The following is an 18028-nucleotide window of genomic DNA, read 5'->3' as shown; positions in this document are numbered from 1 at the left end:
ATGAAAATCTCCTCCCTCCAGCGCCTGCTCGGCGGCTTCTTGTTCTCCCTCCTGCTCGGCGGGGCGCCGACCGCTTTCGCCGCCGACTGCCCGCGCATCGTCAGCCAGTCGCCCTATCTCACCCTGGCGCTCGAGTGGCTCGGCCGCGGCGACTGCATCGTCGGCGTCTCGCGCTACGATCGCCTGCGCCCCGAACTGCCGCGCACCGGCGGGGTGATGGACCCGGACGCCGAGGCGATCGCGCTGCTCGAGCCCGAGCTGTTCGTGACCTCCAACTGGACCGAGGCCGGCGCCGTGGCGAAGAGCCTGCCGCCCGCCACCCGCGCGCTGCGCGTCGACGGCTTCCGCTCGGTGGCCGACGTCGAGGCGATGCTGCGCAGCCTCGCCGAGGCGAGCGCCGCGCCGGACGCCGAGGCCAGGCTCGCCGCCTTCGCCCGCGACTGGCGCGCCGCCGCGGCCGCGGTGGGCGGCGAGGGCCGGCGCGCGCTGGTGATCTCGGCCTGCTCCGGCCAGCCGTACTCCTTCGGTCGCGGCCACGTGGTCGGCGACGCCTTCGTCCATGCCGGCTTCGACGTGGTCGAGAGCGTCGAGCGCATCCGCCACCTGCGCCCGGGCGAGGAGATCGATTCGATCGCCGCGGCGGTCGAGCGCTTCGCGCCCGAGATCGTGTTCTCGCTGACGCCCGAGAGCGCCGAGCAGTGCAGCGCCGAGCTCGGCCTGCTGCCGGTGGAACTGGTCGGCCTCGAGGGCAGCAGCTTCTTCCATCCCGGGTCCGGCCTGGTCGCCGGCCTCAACGCACTCGCGGAGCAGATGAAACGATGAACGAAAAGTCAGGACACGGAGAACGGGGAAACGCCGCCGAAGGCGCGCGCGATACCCGCCACGCCGAGCGCATGGCGCGCAAGAAGGCGGTGGTCGACGACAAGATCGCCGCCGCCCAGGGCGAGCGCGGCGTGCTGCTGGTCAATACCGGCAACGGCAAGGGCAAGTCCTCGGCCGGCTTCGGGCTGGTGGCGCGCGCGCTCGGCCACGGCATGAAGGTGGGCGTGGTGCAGTTCATCAAGGGCCGCTCGGACACCGGCGAGGAGGCCTTTTTCCGTCGCCAGCCCGGCGTGGCCTGGCACGTGATGGGCGAGGGCTTCACCTGGGAGACCCAGGACCGCGCGCGCGACGTCGCCACCGCGGAGGCGGGCTGGGCGCAGGCGCAGGCCCTGCTGCGCGACCCGGAAATCGGCCTGGTCGTGCTGGACGAGCTCAATATCGCGCTAAAGTACCGCTATCTCGATGTCGAGCGGGTGGTGGCCGATCTGCTGGCGCGCCCGCCGCTGCAGCATGTGGTCGTCACCGGCCGCGCCGCGCCGGCGGCGCTGGTCGCCGCCGCCGACACCGTCACCGACATGACGCCGGTTAAGCATGCCTTCGCCGCCGGGGTGAAGGCGATGCCCGGCATGGAGTGGTAGCCATGACTCTGCCCGACCTCGCCATCCATCGCCCGGGCCCGCTGCCCGGACGCGTCTACCTGGTCGGCGCCGGGCCGGGCGACCCCGAGCTGTTCACCCTGCGCGGCCTGCGCCTGATCGCCGGCGCCGACGTCGTCGTGTACGACAACCTCGTCAGCCCCGCCATCGTCGAGCTCGCGCCGGCGCAGGCCGAGCGCATCTACGTCGGCAAGAAGGCGGCCGACCACACCCTGCCGCAGGCCGAGATCAACGCCCTGCTGGTGAAGCTGGCGGGTGAGGGCAAGCGGGTGGTGCGGCTCAAGGGCGGCGACCCCTTCATCTTCGGTCGCGGCGGCGAGGAGATGGAGGCGCTGCTCGACGCCGGCCACACCGTGGAGGTGGTGCCCGGGGTAACCGCCGCCGCCGGCGTCGCCGCCTACGCCGGCATTCCGCTGACCCACCGCGAGCGCGCGCAATCGGTGGTGTTCACCACCGGTTTCCTGAAGAACGGCGCGCTCGATCTCGACTGGGAGATGCTCGCGCGGCCCCATCAGACGGTGGTGATCTACATGGGCGTGTCCCGCCTCGCCGAGATCTGCGCCGCCTTCGTCGCCCACGGCCTGCCCGCGAGCACGCCGGCGGCGGTGATCGAGCGCGGCACGACCCACGCGCAGCGGGTGGTGGCGGCCGATCTCGCCACCCTCGGCGCGCGCGTGCGCGAGGCAGGGGTGCGGCCGCCGGCGCTCACCGTGGTCGGCGAGGTGGTCGGGCTCTATCCGCGCCTGGCCTGGTTCCAGGCCGAGGCGCCCGCCGAGGGCGGTCCGCTGCCCCACGCCGGCTGCGCCGCAGTGCATCCGCGCAAGCCGGGCTGACTGCAAGGGCGCGTGTGCCGGCGGTGGCGCTGGCAATGACGGCCGCTATCGCCCTGGGGGCAGGGCGCCTACGGGGGAGCGTCAATCGCAGGCACGTTAGGAGCGCACTCCTGTGCGCGATGAACGGCTGCTACCCTTCCTTCAACGGCATTCGGACTTCCGCCCCATCGCATGACGACCATCCGCTGTCCCGCGCTCTTCATCGCCGCGCCATCCTCCGGCCAGGGCAAGACCACCGTCACCGCCGCGCTCGCGCGCCTGCACGTCCGCTTGGGGCGGCGGGTGCGGGTGTTCAAGTGCGGGCCGGACTTTCTCGATCCGCAGATCCTCGCCGCCGCCAGCGGCGCCCCGGTGCACAACGTCGATCTCGGCATGTGCGGCGAAGCCGACATCGGCTGGCGCCTGCACCGCGCGGCGCGCGAGGCCGACCTGATCCTGGTCGAGGGGGTGATGGGCCTCTTCGACGGCTCGCCCTCGGGCGCCGACATCGCCTGCCGCTTCGGCATCCCGGTGATGGCGGTGATCGACGCCGCAGCGATGGCGCAGACCTTCGGCGCGCTCGCCCACGGCCTGGCGAGTTACCGCACGGGCCTGCCCTTCGCCGGCGCGCTCGCCAACCGCGTCGCCGGCACCGGCCACGCCGACATGTTGCGCGCCGCCCTTCCCGACGGCATGCGCTGGTTCGGCGCGATCACGGGTGATGACGATGCCGCCCTGCCGGAGCGCCCCCTCGGCCTGCTGCAGGCGGCCGAGATCGCGGATCTCGAGGCCCGGCTCGACCGCCTCGCCGACATGCTCGCCGCTACCGGTGCCGCCGCGCTGCCGGCCGCGGTGGACTTCCCCGCGGTGGCGGCGCCGCGGATTCCGCCGCTGCTCGCCGGACGACGGGTGGCGATTGCGCGCGACGCCGCCTACGGCTTCATCTATCCGGCCAATGTCGACACCCTGCACGCGCTCGGTGCCGAGACGGTGTTCTTCTCGCCGCTCGCGGGCGAGGTGCTGCCGGTGTGCGACGCGCTCTGGCTGCCCGGCGGTTACCCCGAGCTGCATGTGGAGCGGCTCGCCGCCAACACCTGGTTCCAGCGCGGCCTGCGCGCGCACCTAGAGGCGGGCAAGCCGATGCTGGCCGAGTGCGGCGGGCTGATGAGCCTGCTCGAGGCGATCGTCGACCGCGACGGCGTCGAGCATCCCGGCGCCGGTCTGCTGCCGGGGCGGGCGCGGATGCAGTCGCGGCTGGTCGCGCTCGGCCTGCAGGCGGCGGAGCTGCCGGAAGGCCGGCTGACGGGCCACACCTTCCACTACTCGCGCACCGAGACTGCGCTCGCGCCGCTGCTGCGCGCCCGCCGCCTGGACGGCGGCGAGGGCGAGGCGATCTACCGCGTCGGCCGCCTCACCGCCTCCTACGTGCACTTCTGGTTTCCGTCGAACCCGGCGGCGGTGGCGGCCTTGCTGGCGTGAGGGTGGCGGAGCGCGATGGCCCGCGCCGGTAGCGGCGGCCGTCGGCGCGTCGCGACCGTGATCGCCCTGGGGGCAGGGCTCCTACCCCGGAAAGGCCGACGCCACAGGCACCGCAGGAGCGCAGCCCTCTGCGCGATCAACGGCGGTTGTGCGGGCGATGCGGCTGTTATCGCCCTGGGGGCAGGGCTCCTACCCCGGAAAGGCCGACGCCACAGGCACCGTAGGAGCGCAGCCCTCTGCGCGATCAACGGCGGTTGTGCGGGCGATGCGGCTGTTATCGCCCTGGGGGCAGGGCGCCTACCGGAGGTGGGCGGGGGCAGGGCTTGTACGGTGCCTGCGGCCGGCGCCCGTTATAATCTGTCGATTATCTGTGCTGGAATTTCGCCGTGTCCGATCGCCTTGCCCTCGCCCTTCAACACCTGCTGCCCAAGCGCGCGCTCACCGAATTCCTGGGGGGGCTCGCCGGTCGGCGGGCGGGCGCGGCGACCACCGCGGTGATCCGCTGGTTCGTGCGGCGCTACGGGGTGAACATGGCCGAGGCGGCGAATCCGGATCCCGCGGGCTACCCGAGCTTCAACGAGTTCTTCACCCGCGCGCTGCGCGAGGGCGCGCGCCCGCTGGCGCAGGCGGCCTTCGTGTCGCCGGTCGATGGCGCGATCAGCCAGCTCGGGCCGATCGAGCACGACCAGATCTTCCAGGCCAAGGGCCATTTCTACTCGACCACCGCGCTCGTCGGTGGCGACGCCGCGCTCGCGGCGCAGTTCGAGGACGGCGACTTCGCCACCCTCTACCTCAGCCCGCGTGACTACCACCGCATCCACATGCCCTGCGACGGCGAGCTGCGGCGGATGATCCACGTGCCGGGCGAGCTCTACTCGGTCAATCCCGCCACCGCGCGCGGCGTGCCCGGACTGTTCGCCCGCAACGAGCGCGTGGTGTGCGTGTTCGAGGGCGCCCATGGTCCCTTCGTGATGGTGCTGGTCGGTGCCACCATCGTCGGCAGCATGGCGACGGTGTGGCACGGCGTGGTCAATCCGCCGCGCCACGCGGTGGCGCGCGAATGGGCCTACGCGGCGGGGGAGGTCGCGCTCGGGCAGGGCGAGGAGATGGGACGCTTCCTGCTCGGCTCCACCGTGGTGATGCTCTTCCCGCGCCACCTGCTGCGCTTCGCGGGCGACTGGCAGCCGGGCCGGCCGGTGCGCATGGGCGAGGCGATGGCGGTGTTGCGGGCGGCCGGGCAGGCCTGAGCGGGCGGTCCGAACGGCGCGGACGCACCGTCGCTGTGCGGCCGCGGGGCGCGATGCACGTCGGCGGGGCACGAAGGGCTTTGCGCGGACGCCCCGACGACGTCATCCGCACGTCACTCTCCTGAAAGATTCTCCCGGTAGAACAGGGGCTTGAGCCCGGAAAGCGGCCGTTGGCCGGCTCCGGGCTCGCCCTGGCACGATTCGAGCTTGAAGGAAGGTGCCATCCAATCAGAAAGATCAGGAGACAGACCATGCCTACCCGTCCGCTGAAAGAAGTGATCGCCGAGCGCGAGTTCGTCTGCGTGTCCTCGGACGTGCCGGTGCGCGAAGTCAGCCGCCGCATGCTGGCATTGAACCGCAGCGCCGCGCTGGTCACCGAGCACGGGGTGCTCACCGGAATCTTCACCGAACGCGACGCCAGCTTTCGCGTGCTCGCCGCCGGCCTCGACCCCGACGCCACCCCGATCGGCGCGGTGATGACCCACAACCCGCAGACCCTGGGCGCCGACAAGCCCTTCGGCCATGCGCTGCACCTGATGTACGAAGGCGGCTATCGCCACATTCCGGTGGTCGATCGCAATCGCCGGCCGCTCGGCGTGGTGAGCGCGCGCGATGCGCTCGCGCTCGACGCGCTCGACTTCGGTGCCGAGCTGGTGCGGCGCGAGGAGATCACCGTCATCCTCTGAGGCGCAGCCGGCGGCAGGCCGCGCGCCCGCCGCCGGCAGTGGCTTACAGCAGCCTGATCGCCTGCGCCGCCGCGCGCAGCTCGGCGCGGAAGTCGGGATGCGCGATCGCGATCAGCGCCTCGGCGCGCTGCTTCGCGGTCTTGCCGCGCAGCTGGGCGACGCCGTACTCGGTCACGACGTAGTTGACGTCGTTCTTGCTGGTGGTGACGTGGGTGCCGGGCGTGAGCATCGGCGCGATGCGCGACACGCTGCCGTTCTTCGCGGTCGAGGGCAGCACGATGAAGCCCTTGCCGTCCTTCGAGCGGTTGGCGGCGCGGATGAAGTCCACCTGGCCGCCGGTGCCCGAGTAGGGGCTGGGGCCGAGGCTCTCCGAGCCGCACTGGCCGATGAGGTCGATCTGCAGGGTGGCGTTGATCGCGCACAGCTTGTCGTTGCGCGCCGCGACGTAGGGGTCGTTGACCAGCTCCACCGGGTGCATCTCGAGCGCCGGGTTGCGGTGCAGGTGGCGGTAGAGCCGGCGCGAGCCGAGGGCGAAGGTGGCGATCGTCTTGCCGCGCATGAAGCCCTTGCGGCTGTTGTTGACCGCGCCCGCCTCGATCAGCGACAGGATGCCGTCGCCGATCATCTCGGTGTGGATGCCGAGATCCTTCTTGTGCTGGAGCTGGCTCACCACCGCGTCGGGAATGCCGCCGTAACCGATCTGCAGCGTCGAGCCGTCCTCGATGAGGTCGGCGACGAAGCCGCCGATCGCGCGTTGCACCTCGCCGATCTCGGGCATGCCGACCTCGAACAGGGGGGCATCGCTCTCGACCAGTCCGGCGACCTGCGAGATGTGCACATGGCAGTCGCCGTAGGCGAAGGGCACCTCCGGATTGACTTCGAGCAGGACCACGCGCGCCTTGCGCACCGCCGCCATCGTGTAGTCGGGCGCGAGCGAGAGGGCGAAGTAGCCGTGCTCGTCCATCGGCGAGGCCATCGACATGACGACGTCGGCCGGGCTCAGGCCGCGCTCGATCAGCATCGGCAGTTCGGAGAAATAGGCCGGCACGAAATCGACCCAGCCGGCCTGCCCGCCGGCGCGGTTGGCGCCGCCGAAGAAGTAGGCGTCGTGGCGCACGTTGGCGCGGGTCGCGGGGTCGAAGTAGGCGAACTTGCGCAGCGGCAGGATCTGGCTCACCGCGACGTCGTTGAGTTCGTGGCGGCGCGCCGACAGCGCCTCGAGCAGAGCGGGCGGCTCACCGACGCCGGTGGGGACGACGATCGTGTCGCCGTCGCGCACCTGGGCGGCGGCGTCGGCAGCGCTCATGCGACGGGCCGCGTAGAGTTCTTGCAGATTGCTCACTTTGCTTCTTCCTGATCTGGAGTGGAGGGGGAGGGGGAAGGCTCAGTATAGCCCGTTCCCCATACCGTCGCGTATGGAGGCCGGGGCCTCAGTCGAGGTCGGCGAGCGGGTGCGGGTGGGGCACGCAGGCGTCCAGCAGGCGGTCGAGGTAGTCCGCGGGCACCGCGTCGATCGCGGCGTGGCGCCAGCGCGGGCGGCGGTCCTTGTCGACCAGCAGCGCGCGCACGCCCTCGGCGAAATCCGGCTGCATCGTGCCGGTGAGCGAGAGGCGGTATTCGAGGCGGAAGACCTCGGCGAGCGACAGCCGCGGCACCCGCTGCCAGATCGCGTGACACAGCACCGCCGAGCTCGGTGCGCCGGCCGCGAAGCCGGCGCCGGCGGCGGCGAGCCAGGGGTCGGGGTCGTCCGCGAGCGCGCGCAGCCGCGGCGCGAGGCGGTGCAGGCCGTCGTGGGCGATCACTTCCTCGACGCGGTCGAAATGGCGGCGCAGCGTCGACGGCGGCACGCCGGCGCGCAGCGTGCGTGCCTCGAGCAGGGCACCGAGTCGGATGCGGTCGTCTTCGGCCTCGCCGCGCCATCGGCTGTCGGCGAGTGCGGCGAGCACCGCGGACTTGTCCTCGTGGGCGAGGACGAAGTCCGCGAGGCCGGCGAAGCGCGCATCGGCGGCGCCGATCGCCGCGCCGGTGAGGGCGAGGAAGAGGCCGCCGTGGCCCGGCATGCGGCGCAGGAACCAGCTGCCGCCGACATCGGGATAGAGGCCGATCGCGATCTCGGGCATCGCGATCCGCGTCTGCGGCGTGACCACCCGGTGCGAGGCGCCCGCCATCAGGCCCAGCCCGCCGCCCATGACGATGCCGTGGCCCCAGCACAGCAGCGGTTTCGGGTAGGTGTGGATTCGGTAGTCGAGCCGGTACTCGTGCTCGAAGAAGGCGCGCACCGGCGGCGGCGCGACGGTCTCGCCCGCCTCGTGCGCGGCGCGGATCGCACGGTGGAGGGAGCGCACGTCGCCGCCGGCGCAGAAGGCCTTGTCGCCGGCGCCGTCGAGCACCACGCCGACGATTCCGGGGTCGGCCGCCCAGGCGTCGAGCCGGGGCGCGAGGCGGTCGATCATCTCGAGCGAGAGCGCGTTGAGGCTGGCCGGCGCGTTCAGCGTCGCATGGCCGAAGCGCCGGCCGCAGGCGGTGGAAAATTCGCGCAGGATCACGCAGTCGCTCATCGGAGGCTCCATCGGTACGGAAAAACGGTGATTCTTGCCGATATCCGCCCTGAAGGCGAACCCCGCAGCCTCCCCGGTAGCAGCGGCGAACGCCGCGGTACCGTGCTGATCGCGGCGTTCACCGCGCTTACCGCGCGCGGGGGCGGCGGCAGGGGTCGCGTAGAATGCGGGGTCCCGATCATTCCCGTCCCTGCCGACCATGTCCGACCCGCAAGCCGAACCCGCGCGCTCGCCGCACGCCTTCCCGCCCGCCGATCGCGAGGCGGTGTACCGTGCGATCGCCGAGCGGCGCGACATGCGCCACTTCCTCCCCGATGCGGTCGATCCCGCGCTGCTGCAGCGCCTGTTGTGGGCGGCGCATCAGGCGCCGAGCGTCGGCTTCATGCAGCCCTGGCGCTTCATCCGGGTGAGCTCGCGCGCGTTGCGCGAACGCATCCATGCGCTGGTGGAGGAAGAACGGATCGCCACCGCGCGCGCCCTCGGCGAGCGCGAGGACGAGTTCATGAAGCTGAAGGTCGAGGGCGTGCTGGAGGCGGGCGAGCTGCTTGTCGTGGCGCTCGCCGAGGGCCGCGAGCGCCACGTCTTCGGTCGCCGCACCCTGCCCGAGATGGATCTCGCCTCGGTGGCGTGCGCGATCGAGAACATGTGGCTCGCTGCGCGCGCGGAGGGGCTCGGTCTGGGCTGGGTATCGATCTTCGATCCGGCCGAACTCGCCGCGCTGCTGGCGATGCCGCCGGGGGCGAAACCGGTGGCGGTGCTGTGCATCGGCCACGTCGAGGCCTTCTACCCGAAACCGATGCTCGAGCTCGAGCAATGGGCCGAGCGCATGCCGATGTCGGCGGTGCTGGCGGAAAACACCTGGCCGGCGGGCGAGGCCGATCGACGATAGGCCAGACGCCGCTATCGCCCTGGGGGCAGGGCTCCTACCGGGGCTGCGCCTGCCGCAGGCACCGTAGGAGCGCAGCTCTCTGCGCGATCAACGGTGGTCGTTCAGGCGATTTACGGTCGCTATCGCCCTGGGGGCAGGGCTCCTACCGGGGCTGCCCCCAGGGCGGGCGCTTTAGCGGTTGCCGCCCGGCTTGGCGGCGAACAGCGCGGCACGCGGCGCGCCCTGGCGGCGGCCCTGGCCGTAGCCGGCGGGGCGGCGGCTGGCCGGGGCGCGGTTGCCGTCCACATCAGGCCGGCGCTCGGCGACGATGCGGTTGCCATCGACCTCGGGCCTGCTCTGCGGGGCGCGGTTGCCGTCCACCTCGGGGCGCTCGCCCGCGCGCGGCGCACGGTTGCCGTCGACTTCACCGCGCGCGCGCGGCTGCGGCCGGGCGCCGGGCTTGGCGTGGGCGGGGCTGCGCGGCGCCTGCCGCTCGGCCTGGCGGCCGGCGGCGGCCGCGGGTTGGCGGGCGCTGCCGTTGCGTCCGCCGCCATTGTGCGAACCGCGGCGGGGCATCGGCTCGCGACGGTGGTCCTCATCGTGCGCACGCTCGGCGTTCGCGCTCGGCACGAAATCCTCGGCGGTCGCGCGATCGATCTTGCGCCGGGTCAGGCGCTCGATCGCGGTCAGCAGCTTGATCTCTTCGCCGTCGACCAGCGAGATCGCATGGCCGGCGGCACCGGCGCGGCCGGTGCGGCCGATGCGGTGCACATAGTCCTCCGGCACGTTCGGCAGCTCGAAGTTGACCACCTGCGGCAGCTGGTCGATGTCCAGGCCGCGCGCGGCGATGTCGGTCGCGACCAGCACCGGCAGCGAGCCGTCCTTGAACTCGGCCAACGCCCGGGTGCGCGCCGCCTGGCTCTTGTTGCCGTGGATGGCGGCGGCGGGGATGTCGTGCTTGCTCAGGTACTCGGCGAGCTTGTTGGCGCCGTGCTTGGTGCGGGTGAACACCAGCGCCTGGAACCACTGCTTTTCCTTGATCAGGTGGGCGAGCAGTTCGCGCTTGTGCTTCTGGCCGACCATGTAGACCGCCTGGTCAACCCGCTCGGCCGTGGTGTTGCGCGGCGCCACCTCGACGGTGCGCGGATCGTGCAGCAGGCCGTGGGCGAGCTCGCGGATCTCGTCCGAGAAGGTCGCCGAGAACAGCAGGTTCTGGCGCTTCTTCGGCAGCAGCGCAAGGATCTTGCGGATGTCGCGGATGAAGCCCATGTCGAGCATGCGGTCGGCTTCGTCGAGCACCAGGATCTCGACGCCGGAGAGGTCGAGCGTGCGCTGGCCAACGTGGTCGAGCAGGCGCCCCGGGGTGGCGACGAGGATGTCGACCCGCTTCTTCAGCGCGGCGATCTGCGGGTTGATGTTGACCCCACCGAACATCACGAGGGAAGTCAGCGGCACGTATTTGCCGTAGGTTTTCACCGACTCCTCGACCTGGGCGGCGAGTTCGCGGGTCGGGGTCAGGATCAGGCAGCGCGGGCGGCCGGGCGGGTGGGGATGGGCGTGGGTCTGGGCCAGCTGGTGCAGCACCGGCAAGGTGAAGCCGGCGGTCTTGCCGGTGCCGGTCTGGGCGGCGGCCAGGAGGTCGCCGCCGGCGAGCACCTGCGGGATGGCCTGGGCCTGGATCGGCGTCGGCTGGGTATAACCCGCTTCGGAAACGGCGCGCAGCAGGGTGTCTGCCAGCCCGAGGCTGGCGAAATCGATGTCTTGGGTCATTAGATTGTGTTCGGCAGCGTCTGCCGGTCGCGAGCGAGCGGCACCAATCGAGACGTGCGGAGTGGATTCGGGCCGGCAGGCGGCTGGAGGAATCGTTGCAGGAGGCGCGGCGCCTGATTGGTCAGGGACGCAGCGTCCCGGACTATAGCCGCTTCGAGCGGCGATGGCGAGGTATTTGCCGCGTTTGGTCGGGATCTTGGGCTCGAGCGTGAAAAACCGCATAGCGCCTTCGTGCAATATCGACATACGGTTGCGCAGGGTATAGTCCGCGGTCCCCACGGCTGCCGGGAGAGATCATGCCGAATACCGTACGTGCTGCAAGGATTTCGCGTTTGCGCTCGACGCTCGCGCAGCGTCTCGCGTGGTCCGCGCTGGCCGGCCTCGCCGCGGTGACGGGATTTTCCCTGACGCTGCTCGTCGGCGCGGCGTTCGCCCTGCTGCAGGCGCGCGAGGCCTTCGGCGCCGGCATGGCGCTCGACGTCCTGCCCTGGGCTGCGATCGTGCTCGGCCTCGGCCTCCCCGCGCTGTTCCTGTTGCGCCTGATCGTGGCGCCGGCGCCCGCGCCCGCGGGCGTACGCCTGCCGCGCGAAGCCGCGCCCGACTTCTTCCTGCTCCTCGATCAGATCGCGCGCTGCATCGGCGCACAGCCGGTGTCTCGCGTCTGGATCGGCAGCGAGATCAACGCCGCGGTGATCCAGCGCCCGCGCTGGGGCATATGCGGTCCGCTCGAGGCCGAGCTCGTCCTCGGCCTGCCCCTGGTGCACAGCGTGTCGCGGCCCCAGCTCGCCGCGGTGCTGGCGCACGAATTCGCCCATCTCGCCCTCCAGCGCAGCGGCTACGGGGGGCTCGGCGCTCATCTGCGCAGCCTGTGGATGCGGGTGCTCGACGGCGTCTGCGAGGGGGTGCCGGTGGTCGAGCGGATCGCACGCGCGCCGCTGCGCCGGCTGTGCCACGACCTGCTGCGCCTGTCCCGCCTCGAGGAGTACGAGGCGGACTACTGTGCCGGAGGCCTCGTCGGGCGCCGCCTGCTCGGTCAGACCCTGCTCGAGGTCGGCCTCAAGGCGCATTTCCTGCAGCACGACTACTGGCCGATGGTCGAGGCACACAGCGACCAGCGACCGAAGCCGGCGATCCGGCCCTTCCGCGAGATGGGGCTCGGCATGGCCGCCGGCTTCCTGCGCGAGAAGGCGGCGGTGGAGCGCCTGCGCGAGCGTGAACTCGGCGAAGGCCTGCACGGCCTGCATCCCGGCCTGCACCATCGGCTGCGTGCGCTCAGGGTGCCCTTCCGGGCCTCGCCGGACAGCGAACCCTCGGCGGCCGACCACTACTTCGGCCCGCTGCTGCCGGCGCTGGCCTGGGTCTTCGATCGCGAGTGGTGGACCTCGATCTGCTCCTGCCGCAGGCGCTGCGCGACGCAGGCCCGGGAACGACCTTCGCTGGCGCCGTGACGCGCGCCCTGAACGCCGCGCCTGCGATCCTTCAGAAGGCTTCCCGCTCCGCTTCCAGATAGGCGATGCTGACGTACTTGCCGATGTTGGACTCGAAGCCCGCCGTGTCGGCCGCCTTGCCGGCCACGCGCGGGTCGGCGAGCACCATCTCGCGCGCTTCCTCCATCGTGCTGCCGTCCTCGACCGCCTTCAGGCAGTTCCCGTAGATGCCTTCGAACAGCTCGCGATTCCACGCCAGCACCTGGTCGCTCGGATGGCCGTGGCCGGGGACCCAGATGCGGGAGCTGGCGTTCTTTTCCAGCTCGTCGTAGAAGCGGAAGGTGCCGACGTAGGTGCCGTCGTCCATGTTGGCGATGCGACGGTCCATGGCGACGTCGCCGACGTGCGTCAGCTCGTCCTCCACCACCTGGATCGCGATGTCGCCCGGGGTGTGGGCCGGGCCGTAGTGATGCACGCGCAGGGTGACGTCGCCGAAATCGAGTTCGGCGCCATGCTCCACGGTGCGGTTGGGCGCGACGATGCGGGTGCCGGCGGTGGCCTGGTTGGTCCAGCGCTCCATCATGCTGTGCCACATGCTGCCCTGCACGCCCTCGATCTCGCGCTTGCTGAGCGGATGGGCGTAGATCGGCAGTTCCTTGCCGTAGGCATCCTCGAAGGCGTGGTTTCCCAGCCAGTGGTCGCCGTGGTAGTGGCTGTTGAAGATCGCCACCACCGGCTTGTCGGTGACGGTGCGGATCATGCGCAGCGCCATTTCGCCGATCTGTACCGAACCGCCCGGATCGAGCATCACCACCCCCTTCTCGCTGACGACGAAGGTGATGTTGCTCATCATTCCCTGGTTCTCCGGGGTCGGGAAGCCGTCCTTCGACCAGATCATCCAGACATGCTCCGAGAGCTGGGTGGGGGCGACGTCGGGCACGGCCGGGCCGCGGATGAAATCGCTCACATCGCTGGCGAAGGCGAGGATGTCGGGACCGGCCGCGGCGAGGCCGAGCACGGCGCCGGCGCCGAGGCCGAGCTTGAGGAATTGGCGGCGGGAAGCGCGATGGGGCAGTCGGGACATGGCGAGGTCTCCGCGCGGACGGGAAATGGCATGTTAAACAAATCTGATCGATCCCGCCGCTCGACATGGCATGGGCGATCGCCGCGTCAGCGCCGTCCGCGTCGTTCGCGCGCGGTCTCGAGCTGGGCGCACAGGCGCTCGGCACCGTCGAGGATGCGCGGCGTGTGACGCTGGATCAGGTCGGGCGGGACGAAGAACAGGTTGCCCGCCCGTACCGCGGCGAGTGCGGGCCAGCGCGCCCAGCGGTCGAGCCATTCGGGCCGCGCCTCGCCCATGCCGCTGGCGACGATCGCCTCCGGGTCGGCGGCGAGCACCGCTTCCTCGCCGATGCGCGGCGCCAGCGCGGGAAGTTCGCCGAACACGTTGCGTCCGCCGCACAGGCGGATCACGTCGGCGATCAGGTGGCGGTCGTTGACCGTCATCAGCGGCTGGTCCCAGATCTGGTAGAAGGTGCGCACCGGCGGACGTTCGCGGTAGCGGGCGGCGAGCGCGTCGCGCCGGGCGCGGAATTCGCGCGCCGCAGCATCGGCCGCTGCCGAGGTGCCGGCGAGGCGGCCGAGCTGTTCGAGGCTGCGGGCGACGTCATCGAGACTGCGCGGCTCGTTGAGATACACCGCGATGCCGAGTGCGCCGAGGCGCGCGAGGTGGGCCTCGCGGTTGCCGCTCTGCCAGCCGATCACGAGGTCGGGGGCGAGCGCCGCCACCGCCTCGAGGTCGACCTGGCTGTAGCCCCCGACCCTGGGCAGATCGCGCGCTTGCGGCGGATGGTCGCTGTACTCCACCACGCCGACCACCTGGCCGCCCGCGCCGGCGGCGAACAGCAGCTCGGTGACGTGCGGGGCGAGGCTGACGATGCGCTGCGCCGGTGCGGCCAGGCGCAGGCTGCGTCCGGTGTCATCGAGGATCTCGATTTCGGCGCGCACCGCCGACGGGCTGAGGAGCGGCCCGGCGAGCAGGGCCAGTGCCATGGCGCGAACGAGGACGGCGCGGCGGGTCGTCATGCGAGGCTCCCGAGAGTCGGGCGGGTCGGGGTGCATTCGGCGAGCGCGGCGGCGAGCGCGTCCTCCAGGCGGCGCCAGTCCGCGGCGTCGGGCGGCAACCCGAAGCGCAGGCTGGCGGGCGCGTCGAACAGGCGCACCAGCACGCCGCGGCGGGCGAGGGCGGCGTGCAGCCGTGCCGCGCGCGGATCGGCCACCCACTTGAAGAGCGCCGGGCCGGCCGCCGGGCCGAGCCCCGCCTCGGCGAGCAGGCGGGCGAGCCGGGCGCCGTCGGTCCGCAGCCGCGTGCGCTGCGTCGCCTGCCAGGCGCTGTCGGCGAGGGCGATGCGTGCAGCCTCGCGGGCGGGACCGCCGAGCGGCCAGGGGCCGAGCTGCTCGGCGAGCCGGCGACGCAGCGCGGCGGGCGCGAAGACGAAGCCGACGCGGGCACCGGCGAGGCCGAAGAACTTGCCGAGCGAGCGCAGTACGACCAGGCCGGGGGTGCCGGCGCGCGCCACCAGGGTGGCGACCGGGTCGGCGTCGATGAAGGCCTCGTCGACCACCAGCCAGCCGCCGCGCGCGGCCAGCCGGGCGTGCCAGTCGAGCAGTTGCGTACGGCTGAAGGCGGCGCCGGTGGGGTTGTTCGGATTCACGAGGACGACGACGTCGCTCTGTGCCACCGCCGCATCGAGCGCGTCCGCGGAACAAAGGCGCGGCGCGCGGGTGCGCCAGGCGTGGGCGTGCTCGGCATAGGCGGGCGCGAGCAGGCTCACCCGGCGGCCCGGCAGCAGGGCGGGCAAGGCCTGGATCGCCGCCTGCGAACCGGGGACCGGCAGCAGTTCGGCGCTGCCGTAGTAGGCCGCCGCGGCGGCCTCGAGGCCGTCGTTCTCCTCCGGCAGGCGGTGCCAGCAGTGAGCGGGCAGGGGCGGCACCGGATAGGGCTCGGGGGCGATCCCGGTTGAAAGATCGAGCCAGTCGGCGAGCGGGATCCGGAAGCGCGTTGCGGCCTCGCGCAGGCGGCCGCCGTGCTCAAGCACCACCGGCTCCGGTCAGCAGCGGCAGGGCGAGCGCGACTGCCGAGGCCAGGCCCAGCCACAGCAGCACGCCGTTGCGCACGAGGGCGATCGCGGCGCGGATCGAGCAGGCGTCCGGCGGCGGCCCCGAGCCGAGGTGGGGGCGGAGTTCCTCGCGACCGTGATAGCGCGCCGCGCCGCCGAGGCTGACGCCGAGTGCGCCGGCCCCGGCCGCCATCACCGGCCCGGCGTTGGGGCTGTCCCAGGCGCCGGCCTGGCGCCGCCAGCAGGCGAAGGCGAGGCGGCGGCGACCGAGCAGCGCATAGGTGAGCGCGGTCAACCGTGCCGGCACCAGGTTGAGGAGGTCGTCGAGGCGGGCTGCAGCCCAGCCGAAGGCGAGGTAGCGCGGTGTGCGGTAGCCCCACATCGCGTCGAGGGTGTTGGCCAGGCGGAACAGCAGGGCGCCCGCGCCGCCGCCGAGGAGGAACCAGAACAGCGCGCCGAACACCGCATCGTTGCCGTTCTCGAGCACCGACTCGGTGCCGGCGCGGGCCACCCCGGCGGCGTCGAGCGCGCTCGTGTCGCGGCTCACGATGCGGCCCGCGCGTTCGCGCGCGGTGGCGAGATCGCCGGCGGCGAGCGGCGCGGCGATCGCTTCCGCATGGTCGACGAGGCTGCGCCCGCCGAGCGCGAACCACAGCAACGCGATGTCGATCGGCCAGTGCGCGAGCGGATGGGCGGCGCGCAGTGCGAGCGCCAGCCCCAGCCAGGGGGCCACCGCGAGCAGCCAGGCGAGCGCCCCTGCGGCGCGGCCGGCGCCGAACCGGCGCACCAGCGCCTCGATCGCCTGCGCCCAGCGACCGAAGCCGATCAGCGGATGGAAACGGCGCGGCTCGCCGAACAGGCGGTCGGCGAGCAGGCCGGCAGCGAGCTTGAGGACGAGGGCGGCGGTGGTGCTGAGCAAGTCGTGCTCCCTGGGGGCTGAAGGAATCGAAGGTCGCAGTCGCGGCCGCCGGATCGGCGATAATTGCGCGCTTTGCGATCGAAGCCGCGATTTTACGACATATGACTCCTTCCCTGACGCTGATGGTGCAGGGCACCACCTCGGATGCTGGCAAGAGCACGCTCGTCGCCGGGCTTGCCCGTGCGCTCAGACGCCGCGGCCTGCGCGTCGCGCCCTTCAAGCCGCAGAACATGGCGCTCAATTCGGCGGTGACGGTCGACGGCGGCGAGATCGGCCGTGCCCAGGCGCTGCAGGCGCTCGCCGCCGGGGTGGCGCCGCATACCGACTTCAACCCGGTGCTGCTCAAGCCGGCCACCGACATCGGCGCCCAGGTCATCATCCACGGCCGCGCCGTCGCCAGCCTGTCGGCGCGCGACTACCACGACTACAAGCCGACCGCGATGGCGGCGGTGATGCAGAGCTGGGGCCGCCTGTGCGCCGGCTACGAGGCGGTGCTGGTCGAGGGCGCGGGCAGCCCGGCGGAGATCAACCTGCGCGACCGCGACATCGCCAACATGGGCTTCGCCGAGCTTGTCGACGTGCCGGTGGTGCTGGTCGCCGACATCGATCGCGGCGGGGTGTTCGCTCACCTCGTGGGCACCCTCGCGCTGCTGTCGCCGAGCGAGCAGGCGCGCGTGCGCGGCTTCGTCATCAACCGCTTCCGCGGCGACCTCGGGCTGCTGCAGTCCGGCCTCGACTGGCTCGAGGCGCGCACGGGCAAGCCGGTGTTCGGCGTGCTGCCCTACCTGCACGGGCTCTTCCTCGACGCGGAGGACGCGCTCGCCGACGGCGCGGCCGACGTGGATGCGGGTGAGGGCGCGCTGCGGGTGATCGCGCCGGTGCTGCCGCGCATCGCCAACCACACCGACATGGACGCGCTGCGCCTGCATCCGCAGGTGGATTTTCGCTGGGTCGGGCCGGGGCAGACGATTCCGCCCGCCGACCTGATCGTGCTGCCGGGCTCGAAGAGCGTGCGGGCCGACCTCGCCTGGCTGCGCGAGCAGGGCTGGGAGGCGGCGATCCGCCGCCATCTGCGCTACGGCGGCAAGCTGCTCGGCATCTGCGGCGGCTACCAGATGCTCGGCTGCAGGATCGCCGACCCGCTCGGCGTGGAAGGCGACCCGGGCGAGGCGGACGGTCTCTGTCTGCTCGAACTCGACACCGTGCTCGCCGCCGACAAGCGGCTGGAGAACGTCCGCGGCCGGCTGTGCACCGCGGAGCCGGGGCACGAAGGGGCGAAGGTGGCGGGGTACGAGATCCACATGGGCGTCTCCACCGGGCCGGCGCTGGAACGCCCGGCGCTCGAGCTGGTCGACGCCGCGGGACGGATGCGGCCGGAAGGGGTGCTGTCGGCGGACGGCCAGATCCTCGGCAGCTACCTGCACGGGCTCTTCGACGCGCCCGAAGCGCTCGCCGCGTTGCTGGCGTGGGCGGGGCTCGCGGCGACCGCACGGGTCGATCTCGCGGCGCGGCGCGAGGCCGATCTCGACCGTCTCGCCGACGCGGTGGAGTCGCACCTCGATCTCGCCGCCCTCTTCGGCGCCGGCCTGCCGGCGCAACGGCACGCCAAGGAACGAACGCGATGAAGAAAGATGCGCAGCGCCCGCACGGCGCCGAAGCCTCGCC

16 protein-coding genes are annotated in these 18028 nt (G+C 72.2%); 9 read left to right on the top strand and 7 right to left on the bottom strand.

Going from position 1 to position 18028, the window contains the following annotated elements; translation table 11 throughout:
* The 6 genes from BB334_RS12760 (at position 1) to BB334_RS12735 (ending at position 5702) form a co-directional block, all read left to right on the top strand.
* The gene (locus tag BB334_RS12760) at positions 1-822 is read left to right on the top strand and encodes an ABC transporter substrate-binding protein (protein WP_083200418.1); all 822 of its coding nucleotides are present in this window, start codon (positions 1-3) and stop codon (positions 820-822) included.
* Complete coding sequence (gene cobO / locus BB334_RS12755) at positions 819-1460, top strand: cob(I)yrinic acid a,c-diamide adenosyltransferase (protein WP_068808857.1); 642 nt, start codon at positions 819-821, stop codon at positions 1458-1460. Before BB334_RS12760 ends, cobO begins: the two co-directional genes overlap by 4 nt.
* 2 nt (positions 1461-1462) lie before the next feature.
* A complete protein-coding gene (cobA, locus tag BB334_RS12750) occupies positions 1463-2311 on the top strand; it encodes a uroporphyrinogen-III C-methyltransferase (protein ID WP_068808856.1) in 849 nt (282 codons plus the stop codon).
* 171 nt (positions 2312-2482) lie between these two features.
* Complete coding sequence (locus tag BB334_RS12745; RefSeq protein ID WP_068808855.1) at positions 2483-3769, top strand: cobyrinate a,c-diamide synthase; 1287 nt, start codon at positions 2483-2485, stop codon at positions 3767-3769.
* A gap of 386 nt (positions 3770-4155) precedes the next feature.
* Positions 4156-5016, top strand: a complete 861-nt coding sequence (gene asd, locus BB334_RS12740) for an archaetidylserine decarboxylase (protein ID WP_068808854.1) — start codon at positions 4156-4158, stop codon at positions 5014-5016.
* Between the two features lie 251 nt (positions 5017-5267).
* Entirely contained in the window at positions 5268-5702 is a 435-nt protein-coding gene (locus tag BB334_RS12735) for a CBS domain-containing protein (protein ID WP_068808853.1), read from the top strand.
* A 43-nt stretch (positions 5703-5745) separates the two neighbouring features.
* On the opposite strand, the gene BB334_RS12730 is transcribed toward BB334_RS12735, so the two are convergent.
* Entirely contained in the window at positions 5746-7044 is a 1299-nt protein-coding gene (locus BB334_RS12730; protein WP_068808852.1) for an acetyl-CoA hydrolase/transferase family protein, read from the bottom strand.
* Positions 7045-7132: 88 nt separating this feature from the next.
* Positions 7133-8260 carry an enoyl-CoA hydratase/isomerase family protein gene (locus tag BB334_RS12725; protein ID WP_068808851.1) on the bottom strand — a complete coding sequence of 376 codons (1128 nt, stop codon included), beginning with the start codon at positions 8258-8260 and terminating at the stop codon, positions 7133-7135.
* Positions 8261-8459: 199 nt separating this feature from the next.
* Between BB334_RS12725 and bluB the strand changes: the two genes are divergently transcribed.
* The gene (gene bluB, locus BB334_RS12720) at positions 8460-9149 is read left to right on the top strand and encodes a 5,6-dimethylbenzimidazole synthase (protein WP_068808850.1); all 690 of its coding nucleotides are present in this window, start codon (positions 8460-8462) and stop codon (positions 9147-9149) included.
* 171 nt (positions 9150-9320) lie between these two features.
* Here the strand turns inward: bluB and BB334_RS12715 are convergent, their stop codons facing one another.
* Positions 9321-10898: a DEAD/DEAH box helicase gene (locus BB334_RS12715; RefSeq protein WP_068808849.1), complete on the bottom strand. Its 1578-nt coding sequence runs from the start codon at positions 10896-10898 to the stop codon at positions 9321-9323.
* A 332-nt stretch (positions 10899-11230) separates the two neighbouring features.
* Here BB334_RS12715 and BB334_RS12710 point away from each other — a divergent pair, with 332 nt between their 5' ends.
* A complete protein-coding gene (locus BB334_RS12710) occupies positions 11231-12346 on the top strand; it encodes a M48 family metallopeptidase (RefSeq protein ID WP_108722504.1) in 1116 nt (371 codons plus the stop codon).
* Positions 12347-12377: 31 nt separating this feature from the next.
* Here the strand turns inward: BB334_RS12710 and BB334_RS12705 are convergent, their stop codons facing one another.
* From BB334_RS12705 to cbiB, 4 genes are all read right to left on the bottom strand, one after another.
* Positions 12378-13409: an MBL fold metallo-hydrolase gene (locus BB334_RS12705; protein WP_068808847.1), complete on the bottom strand. Its 1032-nt coding sequence runs from the start codon at positions 13407-13409 to the stop codon at positions 12378-12380.
* An 86-nt stretch (positions 13410-13495) separates the two neighbouring features.
* Positions 13496-14377: a cobalamin-binding protein gene (locus BB334_RS12700; protein WP_068808947.1), complete on the bottom strand. Its 882-nt coding sequence runs from the start codon at positions 14375-14377 to the stop codon at positions 13496-13498.
* 29 nt (positions 14378-14406) lie between these two features.
* Positions 14407-15423: a threonine-phosphate decarboxylase CobD gene (gene cobD, locus BB334_RS12695; RefSeq protein WP_068808846.1), complete on the bottom strand. Its 1017-nt coding sequence runs from the start codon at positions 15421-15423 to the stop codon at positions 14407-14409.
* A complete protein-coding gene (cbiB, locus tag BB334_RS12690) occupies positions 15416-16363 on the bottom strand; it encodes an adenosylcobinamide-phosphate synthase CbiB (RefSeq protein WP_068808845.1) in 948 nt (315 codons plus the stop codon). The genes cobD and cbiB overlap by 8 nt, the downstream gene beginning before the upstream one ends.
* A gap of 101 nt (positions 16364-16464) precedes the next feature.
* Here cbiB and BB334_RS12685 point away from each other — a divergent pair, with 101 nt between their 5' ends.
* The gene (locus BB334_RS12685) at positions 16465-17988 is read left to right on the top strand and encodes a cobyric acid synthase (RefSeq protein WP_068808844.1); all 1524 of its coding nucleotides are present in this window, start codon (positions 16465-16467) and stop codon (positions 17986-17988) included.
* Positions 17989-18028: the final 40 nt, after the last annotated feature.

The organism is Thauera phenolivorans (genome assembly GCF_001696715.1).
Classification (GTDB): Bacteria; Pseudomonadota; Gammaproteobacteria; order Burkholderiales; family Rhodocyclaceae; genus Thauera; species Thauera phenolivorans.
This window is presented reverse-complemented; position numbering and strand designations above follow the sequence as displayed.

Bases quoted from the DNA above. Each gene is read 5' to 3' on its own strand.
- BB334_RS12760 (WP_083200418.1), top strand. From the start codon at position 1: ATGAAAATCTCCTCCCTCCAGCGCCTGCTCGGCGGCTTCTTGTTCTCC.
- cobO (WP_068808857.1), top strand. From the start codon at position 819: ATGAACGAAAAGTCAGGACACGGAGAACGGGGAAACGCCGCCGAAGGC.
- cobA (WP_068808856.1), top strand. From the start codon at position 1,463: ATGACTCTGCCCGACCTCGCCATCCATCGCCCGGGCCCGCTGCCCGGA.
- BB334_RS12745 (WP_068808855.1), top strand. From the start codon at position 2,483: ATGACGACCATCCGCTGTCCCGCGCTCTTCATCGCCGCGCCATCCTCC.
- BB334_RS12735 (WP_068808853.1), top strand. From the start codon at position 5,268: ATGCCTACCCGTCCGCTGAAAGAAGTGATCGCCGAGCGCGAGTTCGTC.
- BB334_RS12725 (WP_068808851.1), bottom strand. From the start codon at position 8,260: ATGAGCGACTGCGTGATCCTGCGCGAATTTTCCACCGCCTGCGGCCGG.
- bluB (WP_068808850.1), top strand. From the start codon at position 8,460: ATGTCCGACCCGCAAGCCGAACCCGCGCGCTCGCCGCACGCCTTCCCG.
- BB334_RS12715 (WP_068808849.1), bottom strand. From the start codon at position 10,898: ATGACCCAAGACATCGATTTCGCCAGCCTCGGGCTGGCAGACACCCTG.
- BB334_RS12705 (WP_068808847.1), bottom strand. From the start codon at position 13,409: ATGTCCCGACTGCCCCATCGCGCTTCCCGCCGCCAATTCCTCAAGCTC.
- BB334_RS12700 (WP_068808947.1), bottom strand. From the start codon at position 14,377: ATGGCACTGGCCCTGCTCGCCGGGCCGCTCCTCAGCCCGTCGGCGGTG.
- BB334_RS12685 (WP_068808844.1), top strand. From the start codon at position 16,465: ATGACTCCTTCCCTGACGCTGATGGTGCAGGGCACCACCTCGGATGCT.